We start from the raw sequence: 16,143 nt of genomic DNA, 5'->3' as shown, positions 1-16,143 counted from the left end.
TCACATTCTGGCGTTCCTAACATCGCAAAATAAATGATTGTTTTTTCAAAAAACTTAAAGGACAATGATAAAGAACTTAAAACTTATGATCGCATTTTTAATGCTATCATCTCAGCTCATGGCACAGATTGCCAAAACCGGAAGACTGGAAAACGGATTGATTTTTTATTCTCCAATGGACGACAGTAACTCGCCCACAGTAACGCTAAAAAGAATAGTCTTTTCACAGGATGAAAAAAAGCCACCGATATTCTCAAGCGGAAATCTAAACTACCCCAGTGACAAGGGACTGATAGTCGGAAGTGAAGCGCAATCATTTATCAACCTGCTTGATTTTGCAGAAGAGCAGGAGAAACGGAATCTCGTGTTCTGGTTCAAGATTGATGAGACCAAACCAGACTCGACCGAAATAAATGAAAAATTCAGAAATCTAGAATGTTATTTCTCATTAGATAAATCTCTCGCCATCCATACAGCAGAAACCAATGGAAAGCTGTCCTTGATAATGGAAAAACGAATTGACTCTGCCAAGGTAGAAAGAACAAACTTGGCAGCTTTAGAAACCGGTAGATGGTATATGCTCTCCTTGCCATTGAGCTATGTCGATAAAAACTACCAGATCAAGATGTTTTCATTCAAAGATGCAAACTTTTCAGAAGATGCACTTAAGAATGTAAATGCTTTTTCCACTTTGCTTAAAGCCCTGCCAAGCATCCCACAGCTTTTTTTAAACTTGAGCGCTGCCAAAGGCTCTTCTATCTCCATCAACGACCTAAGATTCTATGATCGCATCCTAGAAGAAATTGACTATCGACGCCTGGCCAGTTATACTACGGACAATTACTTAGAGATAGCCAAATACGAACTGGCTTATACGTATAAAAAACTAGCGGATGAATACTTTATCGCTAATAACCTGGAGCAGGCTAAAATCAATTATGGAAAAGCCTGGGAAATGTTCGACGGGAAGCCATTGAAAACAATCATTCTGGAAAATCTTCAAGAAATCAATCCAATATATGAAACCTATTATAAACTCTTAGAGAAGGACATTCAGTACAGGCAGTCGCTTATCCAACAAGGATACTCTTTCTGGGGGCAGGATTTTTCAAGCAAACCTTTATTCCCTGTCAATGAACTTAGGGACTTCAAAAAGACATTTGAAAATTTTCAGAAGACGTACAGCAGTATAGAAACATCTCTGGATAAGATATACGGACTGAATGAGCAGCAAATGAAGGAAAATATCTCAAAACTTACCAAGACCTATGAGGCAGATATCGCCACGACACAAGCACTTGAGAAAAATTATAAAATAGATTTTTATCAGGATCAGGAAAAATCCATAACCGGCAGGATGTCAGCAATCAGCTTCCGGAACAAACAGATAGAAAATGAGGTAAAGAGCAAAAATAAGGAACTTGATGCCAATGAGTCTAAAATAACCAGTGCAGTAACCTCAATGATTACTCAATCTGTAACTGGGGTTCCCATTGATCCCAGTAATAGTGTTGGCAACAACCTAAAAGTACTAGGGACTACATTAATCAGCGCTAATCCCGAGCTGAGGAATTCTCTTTTGGGGAGCCAAAACGACCTTGTAAATCTGACAAACGTGTCCATAGACTATTACAATAAGTCCAAACAGGCAATTAAGGCTGTACAAGATGCGGTAAAAGGAGACCTTTCTACTGACAACTTGCTCTCTATTGGTAATACAATGGCTGATCTGGAAATCATTCCACAAAGCGACTGGAAAAATTTGCAGGATAAATATCAGAAGGTGAAAGGCAATATAGCGCAGGTCAAAAACCTTGAAAACGATGCCAAGAAACTAATCCAACTTGCAAATTTTGAAAAAAAACCAAATTTGAACAACATCTCGCAGTTCATGGAATGGGCTTCAAACACAGACTATTTTCCCGAAGGAAGAAGGTATAGCGGATTGTATACACAGGTCAGCGAGAATCTGAGAAGAAAAAAATACGAATCATTTTTTGATCTGGGCGGAAGCCTTCTGTTCAAATCTGAGGCCGCATCTGAATTCAAAGCTAACATCAGTAACATGAAAACGAAATACGATAAGATGAAGCCTATTGTCTCGATTATAGAGCAAATAGAAAAAGATTCCTTAAAGGTCATTACCTCATCTCTGGCAGACGTACTGCTAAATAAGGATTTCTGGCCAGAGATCAAAGACTTTAAGATCCAGCGGTTTTTAATGACAGCAATCAGTAACTGCCTTGCCGTTTCAGAGGATATGGAAATCAGGAGAAAGCTAATGGATGCACTCCTGAAAAAGACGCCGGATATCTGCCTCAATTTTATTCCACCAAAAGCCAAGGAAGATATCAAACTGCTCCACGATATCCGTGATGATACTGCTCTTATAGCAGAGCTCAAGCAGGCATCTATCACAGTAGATGCCGAGCAAAAATTTATGAGTATCAGGTCTGGAGCAGTAGAGCTCTTCAGTATCAGAAGAGATTCGATTCTGGTAGGTGATAAAACTTTTGTTTTTGTTTTTAACGGTCTACAGACACGAAGCTTTGATCATTTAACGGTCCTAAATAACCTCTTGAGCGAGAAATCGTTAAGAGAGGGTATTTTTAAAAGCTTGGGCACAGCAGAATGGTACAACTTTCTTGGTCCCAAGAATATTTCCAATCCGGAGCTCATTTATGATCGTGTCCTTAAAAATCTCGAAGGTAGAAAGGCAAAGCCAACGATAATCGCAATAAAAGAAGATGGATTCCAGGCTTACCTCGGCGCCAATGTATTCCAGTCTTACCAAGAAGATAAAACAATCCACAAAGATATACCTCCGCTTGATCCTGTAGAGTTCTACAGTGCAGAAAATACTAGTGATGCCAGCGGGGCAGCTGCAAGGGCGGCGGCGGCGAGCGCTATCGATATGGCTTTCCCGGGATACGGAACAGTAGCAAACAAAGCATTAGAGATTGCCGGTAACATTCTAGATAGCTATGACTTGATCGATCAGCTCAAAGAACTCTATAATGAACAGAAGGTGCTCAACCAAGAACTCCTCGAGCAACTGGAGAAACTAAAAGCCAACAGCTTCAACCAAAAACTTGCCTACTTTGAAAAAGATATAGCAGAGCTAAACCTTCAACTGGCAAAAAGACAAAAAGAAGAATTTTCCAAAATGCAATTCGAGATGATTGCCGACAAACAAATTGAAAAACGTAATAAACTGGCCTATCAGCTTCCAATATTTTATTATTACGCGGAACGCCTTCGATACTATTATAACAGGCTGTTCCGGGCAAGCACATTTTGGTACGGAGAAAAAAACACACTGGCAGATATCATAGAAGCAGATCAATCGAACATCCGTCTGGCACTTGACCAATCCATCAACCTATACAAATGGATCAGACAACCAGATATTTCCAGCATGAGACAGGACGTGGATAAGATTGAGAGTTACTGGGATACCCAGTACACCTTAATAACCGATCCAGAGACTGAGGAAAAGATAAAATATGGTAGCCTAGAAATCCTCTCCCATAGTTTTACATTAGACAAAAACAGCTCTCCACTGACTGCAAATTGGAATAAGTTCCTTTTATGGCAGCAACGAGTAAAAGACAAAAACGAATCAAAGGATTTTGAGTTTGATTTAGACATGGAAAGTTATATGCAGGAAAATGTTAAAGATTACGATAAAACAGATATGGATCCGAAAGTTATAGATGTTGCCATCGCAGGTATAAATAACAAAAGTGGGCTTGTAAATTCTCCCGTACCAAATTTTGAGGTATTCCATCCTGGAATAACCGTAAAAAAAGACGGAAGTATAGTTGTTTTAGAAGAGCGAAAAAGCAATAGTACCGCCATAAAGCTCGAACTGAAAACTGATCAGACAATAATCATATCTGAAGTTACCAAAAGTCTACACGAACGATGGGAACCAACCAATTATAGACCGAAGACATTTGAAGGCTATGACCTTAACAGCAAGTGGAAAATAAAGGTAAAACCAAACCCAGCCGCAGTAGATATTGAAAACATCATTCTACAAATATCCTACCAGTATCGCGACCGTGATCCTAGGGACAAGACAAATCCCCTTTCTTCCTACCGCGTACAGATCGAACATAACAATGGTCTAAAACAGGATTTTCGCATGGATCTTAGCCAAGAGAAATATGTCTCGATGATGGAGAGCCTGAAAAGGGCTATTGATACAAAAAAAATAACCAAAGGAAAAATTGAACTGATAGTTAACCTTAACCATACTAAAGATGTACTCATCAATTAGGCTACTTATACTAGCCATCACCCTACCAACAATCTCATTCTGCCAGACACAGGAGGGTATCGTAAATTATATGGCATCCAGTCCAGCTCCCGTATTGCTTACGGGTTCTTTTAAACCTGGTATAACTCTTGGCGATGTGGTAACAATCAAATTGTCAGGAACAGTAAACCTAAGGCCTTATGAAGTAGAAAAGAAAAAAGGTGGTTTCCTGGGAATCGGCAGTAAAAGATATAAAGAACGGCACGACAATGAACAGAGTGCCGATAAATTTACAACAGTAGTTTCGCTTCCGGGAACGAGGCTGACAAGTAGCAATGGACTGCAGCGAACATTTATTTTCGACGACAGCCAATTAAACACTGGAACTGAAGAACTACTTGAAATAAAAAAAGAGTTTGCAATAGCCGCATTCATTAATGAGGCAGGAAAAAACCCTTATCTAGGCTGGTCTCAGCTGAAACTGACTGTAGACATTGAGACCAAAGGACGGATAGATTATCTTATCAAACTTCTAAGGAAGGAAAAACCCCAATCTTTCGCCACTATCTTGCCTCATCTAGAACTGGGAAACGTACTTCGCCAACATCCCAATGAACTGGCTACCGCATTGGTAAACTTTTACAAGAATGACCAGCCAGAAATCCTCTCTAAAATTAGTCAGGACCTTTATGAATACTTATTAATCAAGTCACCCAATAACACAGCAATCCGCTCATCACTAGCACTAACTTATGTAGAAAGTGGGCAGTTCCGTATAGCGATCACAGAGGCCAAAAAAGTAATCGCTCAACTTCAAGACAAACCAGAAGAACAGCTTGATAAATCTGACATGGCGGCACTAGCTACCTCCTATCAGGTACTTGCCCAGGTAGCGACCGAAGAACAACTCAGTGCCCAAAGCGGTGCCCAACTATTAGCAGCACGTTATTACGGTATTTCAGCAGGATACCTTCAGAAAATATCAGATAAAAATGGCTACATTATCATCAGGCTAAAGCAGGTTAAATGTCTTCAGGCAGTAAGCTCCCAAGAAGCTTTGCAAGAAGCGGCAGAAATACTGGAAAGTTATTTGGGTTCGTAATCTATGACAAACCAGAACGTAAATAGGATAGATAATGACCGAAAATCTCTTGCTGGGATTGCCCTGTCGAATGGGTAGTCCCAATAAAGCTTGACGTTTTAAAGAAACTCTGGTCAGTTTTAGAGTCTGGAAGAAACTCGTCCTCAAAAAAACAACGCGATAAGATTAGGACTAGTAGGATACTAAACATAGTTAATTTGATATTATCTGTTTTAAAAGGTTATTAAAATTTCAGGAGCATCTCACACCTTGACTGTATTGAAATATAGCATTTTTTAAAAAGTTTTATGGCTCTCTAAGCGGGGCACCATTAAAGTAAGATTATAATTTTTATAACAGTAAATGACACATGCCAATGTTTACATTCTATTCTTTAACAAAAAAGACACATTTAATTTTTCAATTTTATACATGACTAAAGGATCTGCCCATAATGTTAAAGTACTTCCTTAATTTTTGCGGCAAATTTGAAAGAAACCGTAGTTTAACTTTATTAAATTTTTTGATCTACTTCGAAGCCGATAGTTTTTGCATATGTATTTAAGTCGATCGCTGCAACCGTTCCAATTGATTGCTGTAAGTACCTTGTAAGCTGAAGGAAAAATGTAACTAATGAATTTTCTTTATCACTAAATGTAATACTTTCAAACTTTCTGGTCAAATAGTAATCATTTATCCTTTTATCAAAATCTTTACTACTTGTATCTTCTGAGCCAGTATAATTAACATAAAAACTGCCATAATCAACGGCGCAGCCCATTTCAATTGTTTGCAATTTTTCTAAATTTTTCAGATGATTTTCAATCGTATTGTTATTCGCATGAGTAAACGAATTTGTGCTTGCCAGTATTCCACCAACAATTTTTGTTAATGGACGAGCGGGTACTTCAACTCCGGCATTAATAATTTTGACAGATGTTCTTTTTAAACTTCTGACACTCTCAATTTTTTTACCTGCATATTCAAAAAAATTATCATCCCCTACTTTTCCCTGTAAGTCAGGCTTTACTTCAAAAACAGCGTATACTCCTTCTGCGGGAATATAATGAATTCCATTCTGGGTAAAAACAAAAGGAGTGTACTGCTGATCATAAATAACTAAATCTAATTGATGACTTAAACTTCCCGTACTGTCAATTACTATTGCTTTATCAACACAATATCTATTAGGGAGGTATTTTCTAAGCCACTCTATCCAAACATTTTCTAATGAATCTCCTTTTGATCCTGGATGTAAAATAAATTCTCTGTTGGTATTTAACTGGGCAACCATTTGTTTTTGCAACCCATTGAATAAATCTCCTATATTAATTTTATTATTCATATCTATAAATTTTATTTTTAAAGTGAACATAGAAACCAAGTTCTATTTTATTGTTAGCGTAACCTATAATCAGCAATGCAGGATTTTTGATTGATACTTCAGGATCATCCGCAATTGACTTAACAGCTTTTATATCTACAGCACTGGGAATTGCTAAATTATTTGGATGAGTATGCCACTCTCCGACATAATATTTTTTTGGATTTTGAGTATAGAATTGCTTCAATTTACTCTCAACGCCTATTGTTTCTCTCTCAAACATATAAGGAGTGCCTTTATATTTATTTGGCAAAATTGTATCTGTTATTCTAAGATGATTTTGACTTTCTGAATAATAACCAATTAAAAAACCTCCAAATTCATTTGGATAATGTTTTTTCCCAATATCTAATAAATTGCTTATTAAATCGTCATCAATATCCAGCGTTAAACCTAATTCTTTAATTCTATACATCAAAACTCTTCCAATTTTATTGAAAACGTGTCGTTTTCCTTAGTTTGCAAAACAAAATTCCTCAGCTCCTTTCCCTGTCCCTTCTTTACATTAATATTTTTTAAGGCATACTGCACTAAAACCGCAATATCGTTATAAGAAGCTTTAAATGTTGGACTCCAGCATCCCGTTGGATTATAAACATCCTCAATGTCATTATGCAGAACATTTTCATATTGATTCATTACCCATGAATAGTGGCTGGGTTCAATACCGCATACTAATGCCTGTGCATTATTTGTAATTGACAACGTTATCAATTGGCGAAGGTTCAGCTGGCTTAGTATATGCATTAGGTCATTATCAGTAGAACAATCGAAAATTAAATCATATTTATCCAGGGCTTTCTCCAGACCTTTTAAGTGATGTGGGCGGTTAAAAACCTTAGTATGCACATGAAAAAATTGATTATCCATAATCTGTACTTCTACAAATGGAGAAATTGAAGTGAGAATTTCGTTCAGTTCGTTCACTTTATTAGTTATCCCATTGGAGAAAGCATACTCCGAACGGCATACATTTTCAGGCTCTTTAACGTCATGATCAATTAGGTGAATGTTTTTGCATCCTCCCCTTACCAGCGTTGTTGCGACCATACTGCCGATTGCTCCGGTGCCAATTATCAATGTTTTGGCATTTGTTATTTCATCTGTGAATTTCCCTCTTCCAAAAAAATATTCATAGGAGCTGTTTCTGGTCATCATCCAGTCAATTTTCTGATCTATAAAAAAACCTCCCCACATCTGATTTACTTTTTCATGCCCTATTGGGAATCTGCCAAACTCCAGCATTGCTGCCTGCCAGTGTATTTCAGTTTCAGAAATTTTATATCCTATAATTAATGGAATTGGCGCACCAGCTGCCTTTTGGTTATTTCGCTCCAATCCGTAAAGAAATGTAAAAAAATCTGCAGGAACTTTACCTTCCAGATCCTTCCAGTTATTTATGAGGAAACGCGTTTGAACTACTGGAGGCTTTTCCATAAATACATATAACCCAAATTGAATATTAGCTCCAGGTAAATTAGTATAAGCCGAACTCCACTTTGTAGGCGCTATTATTTTGCTGTACTTGTCCTTAAAATTCAGGATTATACGGTTATTAATTTTTGTATCGTAAAATAATCCTGAATGAATTTGGGCAAAATCAAAAAAACCAAAATCACCATGTTGGAATGTATGTTCTGTATCAGTAAAGATAAATGAGTGATGTTCATCTTTATATTTTACGGGCTGCATAATTACATGCTCATAATGGTCATCATGCTCTTTATTCACAAAATACCGCTGAATCCATCTCTTCAGTGAGGAAAAGTCTATTTCGAGTTTCTTTTTTACATCAAAACTATGTGCGGTGTGGATGCAGATTGAACCATCCCCCATAACATGACCATATTCTACTAATTCTCCATTATAAAAAGTAATCGCTTCTGCGTCTAATCTTTTCAAAGGATATTCAGGAAGAACTTTTACAGCAAAGTTCAAAGCATCTCCAATTTCATTGTAAATAACTTTGACCTTTCCAACAGCATTTAAATCCTGGTCAACAACAAAAGGCTCTTCAATAAGAACCTTGTCGAGACCGCTAATAATGCTCTGAACTATCTTTAACTTATTTTCCATAATCATCCAAAACGTTCAGTTTTAGGAGGAGTAGAATAAAACCCGTTTCCTTTGTTTTCATATTTGTTATCACTTTCTTCTTCCTCAATAAATTTTGGATTTTCTGGAAAGTAAGTTTTGATATTTTCATCGTTATCTTCAATTCTTTCAAGCATATTCTTCATATCATCAGAGAGAGTCTGTCTCTCAGAAACAGTCAGAGTATCAATTAAATCATTAGAGCTGTTTCCAGGATCCTTCAATGAAAAACTTTCGCCAGTAACTTCGTCACGGATATATTCTAATACCGTTTCTAATTTACTCCACAAATTCCCAGATACATCCTTATTATCAAAAGCTTTAATAGTAATCAATTCTAAAAAGAAAGACTTCGTAGGATAATTATATTTGGTATTTTTCCAAACTTTTAACAGACGAATAATTTTCCTAATGGAATCTTTTTCTTTAGTTGCTCTATCTTTAATATTTTTGATTTGAGCCTCCACATTGGTTTTAATCCTTTCACTTCCCTGATCAAAATTTCCATATTTGTAATAAACATACAGATTAAGATTTTCATCTTCTTTGTATTTATCCTGGCTTAATTCACGTCCAGGAACAACATCAATCTTTACAACATCACCGTCTTCATCTGCAAAAAACTCAATACCAATGGAAACTTTTTGTTTTCTGACACTTGCTTCATCCTTATATTTATCATATAAAAAATCAAAGACGTCTTCGTACATCTGCTTTAATGTGCCATTTGAACCAAATGCATTTCTCTTGAAAGGACAAACCATATCAAAATCAAACTTGATATTAACTGCCGTGTTTTTTGCATAGGAACCCGAATTAAAAGGGGAATAAATATTCTCTTCATATTTCTTCTCCAAGGCTTCCTTAACTTCTTTATTTTTGTCCTTATGCTTTTTTAAAAGCTGCTCTTCTTTGGTAATTTGATGGGTTTTAATTACCGAATCTAAATGTAAACTCTTATCCATAATATTTTTATTTTATTGCTTTCATTGATATTAAATTATCTAAATTATCTTTTTGGGTGGCATTTGCTTCACTTCTTAAATATTCTTTTCCTATGCCTTTTACGCATATGACTCTTGATCCAATAGTCCAACCGGGATAATTCCAAACTACAGTTTTAATAATGTTTCCTTTTTTTAATAATTCTATTGTACGGGTTTCCGAAGTTTTTTCTCCCATATCCCATCTATCACCATCATTTACTGGATGTAACATTACATGTGTGATATTATCATTCGAATCTTTCCAAACACCGGATATAAAATAATCTGCTGATTTACTCATAATATATATTTTAGTTAAAACGTTCTTATACATTGTAATGCTACATAAATTTCATAAATTGCCATTGATATGGAAATTTTTAAAAAATTTTAAGCATTACAATATAAATGAAGTCAGATAATAGAATTGTTGCATCATTTGATGAGAAATGCAAAGCAATTCAAGAGGTTTACACTCCTGAATTTTATGCTGCTCTTTTCAAGCACGCTATAGTAAGACTTAAAACTGTTTTTGGAATCAAGTACAACCATGACAAGGGATTTAGAGGCATTATGGTTGAAGATATGATCAATGATACTATTGAAGCTTTCTTTAAAGAAGGCGGCAGAAATTGGTATCCAGAGAAATTTCCTGATTTCCGAATGCAGATAATAAGTGCCTTAGATAGTGTTATTTCAAATACATTAAATGCGGAGCTTGATAAAGCAAACGAAACATTTGAAATTTTAGAGAATGATATTGAGATGTCTTTTGACGATTCCGATTATCAATCATTATTATCGATATGCCATGAAGAATTATCCGCTATGGGAGCAACAGATAATGAATTACTACTGTTCGAACCATACATAATCAATGGCATGAAAAGAAATGATTTGTCTGAACTGTTAGGGATAAGTAACGAAGAGCTGACAAATATTAAAAAGCGGCTTGATCGCAAATTACCGTATATAAAAGAAAAACTGAAAGTGTTGAATTATGAAAAATAACTTCATCAAAAAGATAGACAAGGCAATTATCTCCCAAATTACTGAAGGTGATTCTAGTACTTATGATGAAATCCTTAAAGAGGAAGGTTTTGACATAAAGGAGATCGAAACTTATGCTCTGAAGAATTTTCGCAAGCACTCATTTCTGTTAAAAGCACATATAAATAAACAGAGAGATACTGATTTATTGGAAAAAGCTTCTGCATTACTGCAAAATGCAATTGCAAAAAATATTGATAAGCCTATTAGCTATTTAAAATCTTTAATTGCAAATAATCAGTTTCAGGTTCAATATAGAAATTTAGACAGTTTGGGAATTGATGAGATTAAAGAAATAATTAAAGACCAGAATTTATTAGAACTTCTGGAGCAATTGGAAAATGATCAGAAATAGACGCGGTTCCAATAGAGCTAAAGCTCTTCTGGAAGAAATTGGCTTCGATGAGATTACTGATATTCCCATGGATATTTTTGCTGCCGGTCTTGGAGCAACTTTAATAGAAGAAAAATTACCAAACTCAGACGGTAAAATCATTAGAGGCAATTCTAAAACATTGATTAAAGTGAACTCAGATATCGAATTTGAAGAAAGAAAGCGTTTTACAGCTGCTCATGAAATTGGACATTATCTGCTTCATGACAAATTAGACTTGGAAGTTCATAATGAAACATCCAACACTCTGAATTGGTTTAATGATGCTGAGAACCAGGCGAAAAAAGGAATTCAAGAATGGGAAGCCAATGATTTTGCATCAGAACTCTTAATGCCTGAAGCCGTAATAAGGAAAGCAGTATTTAGAAAAAAATTCTCACCTGATTTGGTAAAGGAACTATCCGTAAGATTTAAAACCAGTCTAACCTCCATTATTTATAGATTACTATCACTAAATATTTATCCTCTCTTTGTTGTTTTTATTAATAATGGACAGGTTAGATATTGGAGTAAATCAGATGGCTATTGGCTAAAGATCAAAGAAATAACTAAATTGCCTCCGCCTGAAGATTCCGTTGCTCAGGAATACATTGATGGTAATTACGAGTTCCTGTACTCAGGAAAAGATAAAGCCCAGTCAATATATAAATCAACATGGTTCGAACTGAAGGATGATGAAGAGGATAGCGATTTCTATGAATACTGCATTCCTTACAAACAGGCAAGAACTATAATAAGTGTCGTTTGGGAAGAATAATTTGTATTGATTATTTCAGATTTGTTACATTGTAAAAACTACTATTTTAAAACCTAAAATGACTATTTACGAAAATGAGCCTAAGACATGGAAAGACTTACAAAACAAATCTGCGGAGATTTTGACAGTATGCGGTTATACATGTAAAACAGAAAAAGAGATAATTACTGTAAGAGAAAAAATCAATGTAGATGTATATGCAGAAATGAACAGCCATATATCTAGAAGCATAATAATCTGTGAATGTAAATTCTGGAAAAAAAAAGTTCCAAAAAATGTCGTACACTCCTTTCGTACAATAATAGCTGATTACGGAGCCAATTATGGACTTATAATTTCAAAAATGGGCTTTCAAAGCGGGGCATTTGATGCAATTAAAAACAGTAATATTCAATTAGTCAATTGGCCTGAATTTGAAAATACCTTTAGAGCGGAATGGATCAGAAAAAAATTAATTGCCATTTCTAAGACAACAAAACCTTTATACGATTATGTAAGTGTTGGTTTTATGGTATTTTTTAAAGAACAGCTTTCTAAACTTTCTCAAGATGAACTTGAAAAATATCACTACTTGACGGCAAAATATTTTAATCCAGTTTTTGCCTCAGCAAATATTGATTACAAAAATGAAGAAACAAAAGAATTTGACATTGAAATGTTTGATAATTTTCTACCTCATTATATTAGAGAATTAAATATTAATTGTACTTCATATGAAAGCTATTTTCTTAATTTAGAAAAAATTTGTGCCGAAGGATTGATTGATTTTGACATCTTATTTAAAGAACAATTGCGTCGATAATTATTAAGACTCCTTAAAATCAGCATAGTTGTAAGTTTTTTTTAAAACACATTTTTGGTAGTAAGCAATGGGTTATATAATAGTGGATTACCTTTTAAATTTTCCACAATCATGTCATAAACTCTACAGTTCTTTTCTATCTAATTTTTGACTAGAATTAGTTTCGGAGAAAGAGCCTTTGCAACACCTATATTTTTTTTATTAAAAAAGGGTTGTGTAAATATGTTTAAGTTGTTGTTTATTAATAGGTTATATTGTTAAGTATTTGTAATGGATTAAAGATTGTAAAACGGATTATACTGCCTTCCAAAATGAATATTTGTAAGATGCTTTCTCAAAGCCAGTGAATTTGTAAAATTTAAATTAATAATTACTATTGTTTAGGATATCGAATGTTAATTTTGAAAAAGGTCTTTTGTAGAAACTGTTATGGCTGAAATTTGTTCCGTAAAGAACCGCTCTTAACTGGCTATGTTTGGGGGTGAGAACAGGAGACAACTGATTTTGGACTGCTGTGAGATAACTCAGCGGATACATTCTCTGCTTATTGAGTATATCTTTAATAACTTCTTTATGTAATCGATAGCGGTCAAGAAGACCAATAGTTGTAATCGAATCTTTAAATTCTTGTATATATTTACCTTTAATCAAAACCAGGTTTAAGTTCAGTTGGCTTGTGTCTGTAATAAAACCTGCTCCGGTCGGATTGAGCAGAAAGAAATATGAATCGTTGACATTAACGTTAAGGTGAGGATTAAAAAAATTAACATTCTGGCTTGACTTAATAAAGTTGCAGACCTTACAGCAAGGGGTTAGATTAAAAAATGAAATTGAAAGGAAAGGATAATCAGTTTTGGAATAAATATGATCCCAGTCAAATGTTCTTCGTACTGGATTTACACCTGCTTTATATCTAAATGAATATGTGAAGTTTTCATTACAATACGGGCATGAAAAAATGTCAAGATTATCAGCCAGATATTCCGAGCCATATGTGATTTGTTTTTGAGCGTTGTCAAAACCGTGCTTAATAAAATGATTATACAGTCCGATAAGTTTGAAATTTTTTTGAATATCTTCACGTTTTGTAGCAGAAAGACTGTCGAAGTATAATTTGATTTTTTCAAGTTTAAGAGGGGGGGCAGTGAGTAATTCTTCAAAATCCTTTATGAGTGGTCCGAAATATAATTTAATTTTAGCATCTATTTTTGACTTTGAGTAGGCTCTAGCCCTTGTATTGCAGTATTCCAGAATTGATTCACAGTGGGTTTCTGAAAATGATTTATAATTTGAATAGTGTACACTGATCATTTTTCTTAAAATTTATTTTAGTCTTTAGGTTTAATTTGCTCAAAATATTGATCAAAGTTCTTCATTTTGCTGAAATCAATCATTTTCTGAATTTCATCACGAATGAGTGCTTCTCCAACTAGTTTGTTAAAATTTTCAACTTCAGCAAGTTCTTTAAATTCGGATTGCTCCCCATTAAGAAATTTTATGGCTTGATTGATTTTTTCAAATGCATATTCACTAATAAACTCCTTCAGAAAAAAGCCGTCGCTAAACAGCTCGAAAATATTTCCGCCCAGTGTTGGTAAATGACCCTCTGATTGGGATACTTTACAGTTGCCCAAACTATCCTTTTTTAAGAATATTAAATTTTGTTTGGGAATATCTGAGATAATAAATGGGGAGTGGGATGTAATAATGATTTGAAATTTCTTATTGTAGCTCCTGCTGTGGTGTTCGAAAAATTGATAAAGTGTATTAATATATTTTCGCTGCCACTCAGGATGTAAGTAGAGTTCTCCCTCATCAATGCTGACAATTACATATTCATTAGTGGAATTTTTTAAAGCTTCGTGAAATTCAGATAACTGATACAAAATTGCTTCTTCTCCTGAACTGAAAGGCGTTATGTTGTATTGCATTAAAGGCTCTGCATTAAAATCGGTTATAGAAAGAATTTCTTTTAAAAAATCCCATAAATGTTTATTTATTGATAAATCAAAATAACCATTTGAAAAGAATTGAGCAGATTCTGCTATTTCAATATTTTCTAATAATGAATCTAAATTATTAAGTAAAGTACTAATTTTATCTAATTCAACTCCTTCCTTGTAAGCTTTGTAACGTGATAAATACTCACTAAGTGATTTGAAAATATTTTGATCTAATGGAAGTGATTTAAGGTAACTTTTTAAATGAACCGCATAGTCAAGTATGCCTGTCTGTTTAAAGAAATCATTGTAAAGGGCAAAAAAGAAATATTTATATATAATTGTATATTTGAATTTATTTTTAGTGTTAGATTCTGTGTTTAATAATTTATAGCAATGGCTATAAATTTTCTCAAGTGTTTCAAATAATGAAGATTCTCCTTCAGTCATTTTTTGAATCTGTGAAAAAATATTTTCATTAAACCAAACTGATATTGTCTCTGAAAAACGAATATCACCAATAATTGAAAATTTATTTTCTATGTTGTCCGAGAGAAAGTTAATCATTCTTTCTTCTCGGTCATTTTGATAAATAGACTGTAGATTAAAGCTTTCTTCCAGAAGTAAATAGGCTGAATTGGCTTCTTTTTTAGTATTGTAATCAGCTAGATAACCAACAACTTTTTCCGGAGTAAGGGATTGTCTTAGCTGATAATCAACTGATCGGTTCATAGGATTGTCCAGCCCAAGGTAATTTACATTTCGATTAGAAGTTAGATTTGAGTAAAAAATCAGATCAAGTTCCTTGAATGGATTTTTGTTTTTGAACGTATTCACTTCTATACCGTGTGTAAAACTTCCACCTTCAAGAAGCACCATTTTTATTGTGTTTTTTTTTCCATATAATGGGAATGTGCTTACATAACAGGTAATTTCAATTACGCCGTCATTTTCGATTATAACTACGACATTATTTATTAGTGGTTTACCGGCAGAAATTACGTTTATTAAATTTAACAATGAACTTTTTCCAGAGCCGTTAATACCTATTATTCCTGAAATATTTACTATATTGGAGCCTGTCAATAGGTTGTAGTAATCTGGCGTTTGCTGGTTGCTTATTGTTAATTCTCTGCTCTCCTCATTAAAATCAAAAGAATAAGTATATTGTCCTCCAAAATTAAAGCTTTGATTTTTGATTTTCAGAAAATCTTCAACCCACATGGCTAGTAGTCTCATTTTTTTATTTTTTAAATTTATTTACAGTCTAAAATCTTCTAAAGTGTGTGCTGAGAATTGAACTGGGTTAATATCAGTTAAACCTCTAATTTTCAATTTTTTTTTATAATCAAATATTGATTTTCCTATCAGTTTTTCTTATGTTTTTTATA

The 16,143-nt window shown here is 34.3% G+C and carries 13 protein-coding genes; 6 read left to right on the top strand and 7 right to left on the bottom strand.

Annotated elements, in window-relative coordinates; all coding sequences use genetic code 11:
- Nucleotides 1–85: 85 nt before the first annotated feature.
- Nucleotides 86–4,285 (top strand): hypothetical protein, encoded by a 4,200-nt coding sequence (locus tag J2Y38_RS02255; RefSeq protein WP_309839184.1) that lies wholly within the window; start codon nt 86–88, stop codon nt 4,283–4,285.
- Nucleotides 4,286–4,355: 70 nt separating this feature from the next.
- On the top strand, nt 4,356–5,366 hold the full coding sequence (locus J2Y38_RS02250; protein WP_309839182.1) for a hypothetical protein: 1,011 nt from the start codon (nt 4,356–4,358) through the stop codon (nt 5,364–5,366).
- Nucleotides 5,367–5,859: 493 nt separating this feature from the next.
- Here the strand turns inward: J2Y38_RS02250 and J2Y38_RS02245 are convergent, their stop codons facing one another.
- Genes J2Y38_RS02245 through J2Y38_RS02225 form a run of 5 tightly spaced genes read right to left on the bottom strand, consistent with a single transcriptional unit; the run spans nt 5,860 to nt 10,110 of the window.
- Nucleotides 5,860–6,690, bottom strand: coding sequence for a DUF6602 domain-containing protein (locus tag J2Y38_RS02245; RefSeq protein WP_309839180.1), 831 nt, complete (start codon nt 6,688–6,690; stop codon nt 5,860–5,862).
- Complete coding sequence (locus J2Y38_RS02240; RefSeq protein ID WP_309839718.1) at nt 6,683–7,144, bottom strand: Mov34/MPN/PAD-1 family protein; 462 nt, start codon at nt 7,142–7,144, stop codon at nt 6,683–6,685. Before J2Y38_RS02240 ends, J2Y38_RS02245 begins: the two co-directional genes overlap by 8 nt.
- Nucleotides 7,144–8,805, bottom strand: coding sequence for a ThiF family adenylyltransferase (locus J2Y38_RS02235; RefSeq protein ID WP_309839178.1), 1,662 nt, complete (start codon nt 8,803–8,805; stop codon nt 7,144–7,146). Before J2Y38_RS02235 ends, J2Y38_RS02240 begins: the two co-directional genes overlap by 1 nt.
- Before the next feature lie 2 nt (nt 8,806–8,807).
- Nucleotides 8,808–9,788 (bottom strand): nucleotidyltransferase, encoded by a 981-nt coding sequence (locus J2Y38_RS02230; RefSeq protein WP_309839176.1) that lies wholly within the window; start codon nt 9,786–9,788, stop codon nt 8,808–8,810.
- 7 nt (nt 9,789–9,795) lie between these two features.
- Nucleotides 9,796–10,110: a DUF3892 domain-containing protein gene (locus J2Y38_RS02225; RefSeq protein ID WP_309839173.1), complete on the bottom strand. Its 315-nt coding sequence runs from the start codon at nt 10,108–10,110 to the stop codon at nt 9,796–9,798.
- Between the two features lie 107 nt (nt 10,111–10,217).
- Here J2Y38_RS02225 and J2Y38_RS02220 point away from each other — a divergent pair, with 107 nt between their 5' ends.
- The 4 genes from J2Y38_RS02220 to J2Y38_RS02205 are packed head-to-tail and all read left to right on the top strand — an operon-like array spanning nt 10,218 to nt 12,812.
- Nucleotides 10,218–10,820 carry a hypothetical protein gene (locus J2Y38_RS02220; protein ID WP_144214988.1) on the top strand — a complete coding sequence of 201 codons (603 nt, stop codon included), beginning with the start codon at nt 10,218–10,220 and terminating at the stop codon, nt 10,818–10,820.
- Nucleotides 10,810–11,214, top strand: a complete 405-nt coding sequence (locus J2Y38_RS02215; protein WP_309839170.1) for a hypothetical protein — start codon at nt 10,810–10,812, stop codon at nt 11,212–11,214. The genes J2Y38_RS02220 and J2Y38_RS02215 overlap by 11 nt, the downstream gene beginning before the upstream one ends.
- Nucleotides 11,201–12,010: an ImmA/IrrE family metallo-endopeptidase gene (locus J2Y38_RS02210; RefSeq protein WP_309839168.1), complete on the top strand. Its 810-nt coding sequence runs from the start codon at nt 11,201–11,203 to the stop codon at nt 12,008–12,010. The genes J2Y38_RS02215 and J2Y38_RS02210 overlap by 14 nt, the downstream gene beginning before the upstream one ends.
- 58 nt (nt 12,011–12,068) lie before the next feature.
- The gene (locus J2Y38_RS02205; RefSeq protein ID WP_309839166.1) at nt 12,069–12,812 is read left to right on the top strand and encodes a restriction endonuclease; all 744 of its coding nucleotides are present in this window, start codon (nt 12,069–12,071) and stop codon (nt 12,810–12,812) included.
- Between the two features lie 363 nt (nt 12,813–13,175).
- Here the strand turns inward: J2Y38_RS02205 and J2Y38_RS02200 are convergent, their stop codons facing one another.
- The gene (locus tag J2Y38_RS02200; protein WP_177734015.1) at nt 13,176–14,123 is read right to left on the bottom strand and encodes a hypothetical protein; all 948 of its coding nucleotides are present in this window, start codon (nt 14,121–14,123) and stop codon (nt 13,176–13,178) included.
- A gap of 17 nt (nt 14,124–14,140) precedes the next feature.
- Complete coding sequence (locus J2Y38_RS02195) at nt 14,141–15,991, bottom strand: AAA family ATPase (protein WP_309839163.1); 1,851 nt, start codon at nt 15,989–15,991, stop codon at nt 14,141–14,143.
- Between the last annotated feature and the right edge of the window lie 152 nt (nt 15,992–16,143).

Origin of the sequence: Flavobacterium sp. 2755 (assembly GCF_031455715.1) — a bacterium.
Taxonomy (GTDB): Bacteria; Bacteroidota; Bacteroidia; order Flavobacteriales; family Flavobacteriaceae; genus Flavobacterium.
Note: the sequence above shows the minus strand (reverse complement) of the source record. Positions and strands in the feature narration are given on the sequence as shown.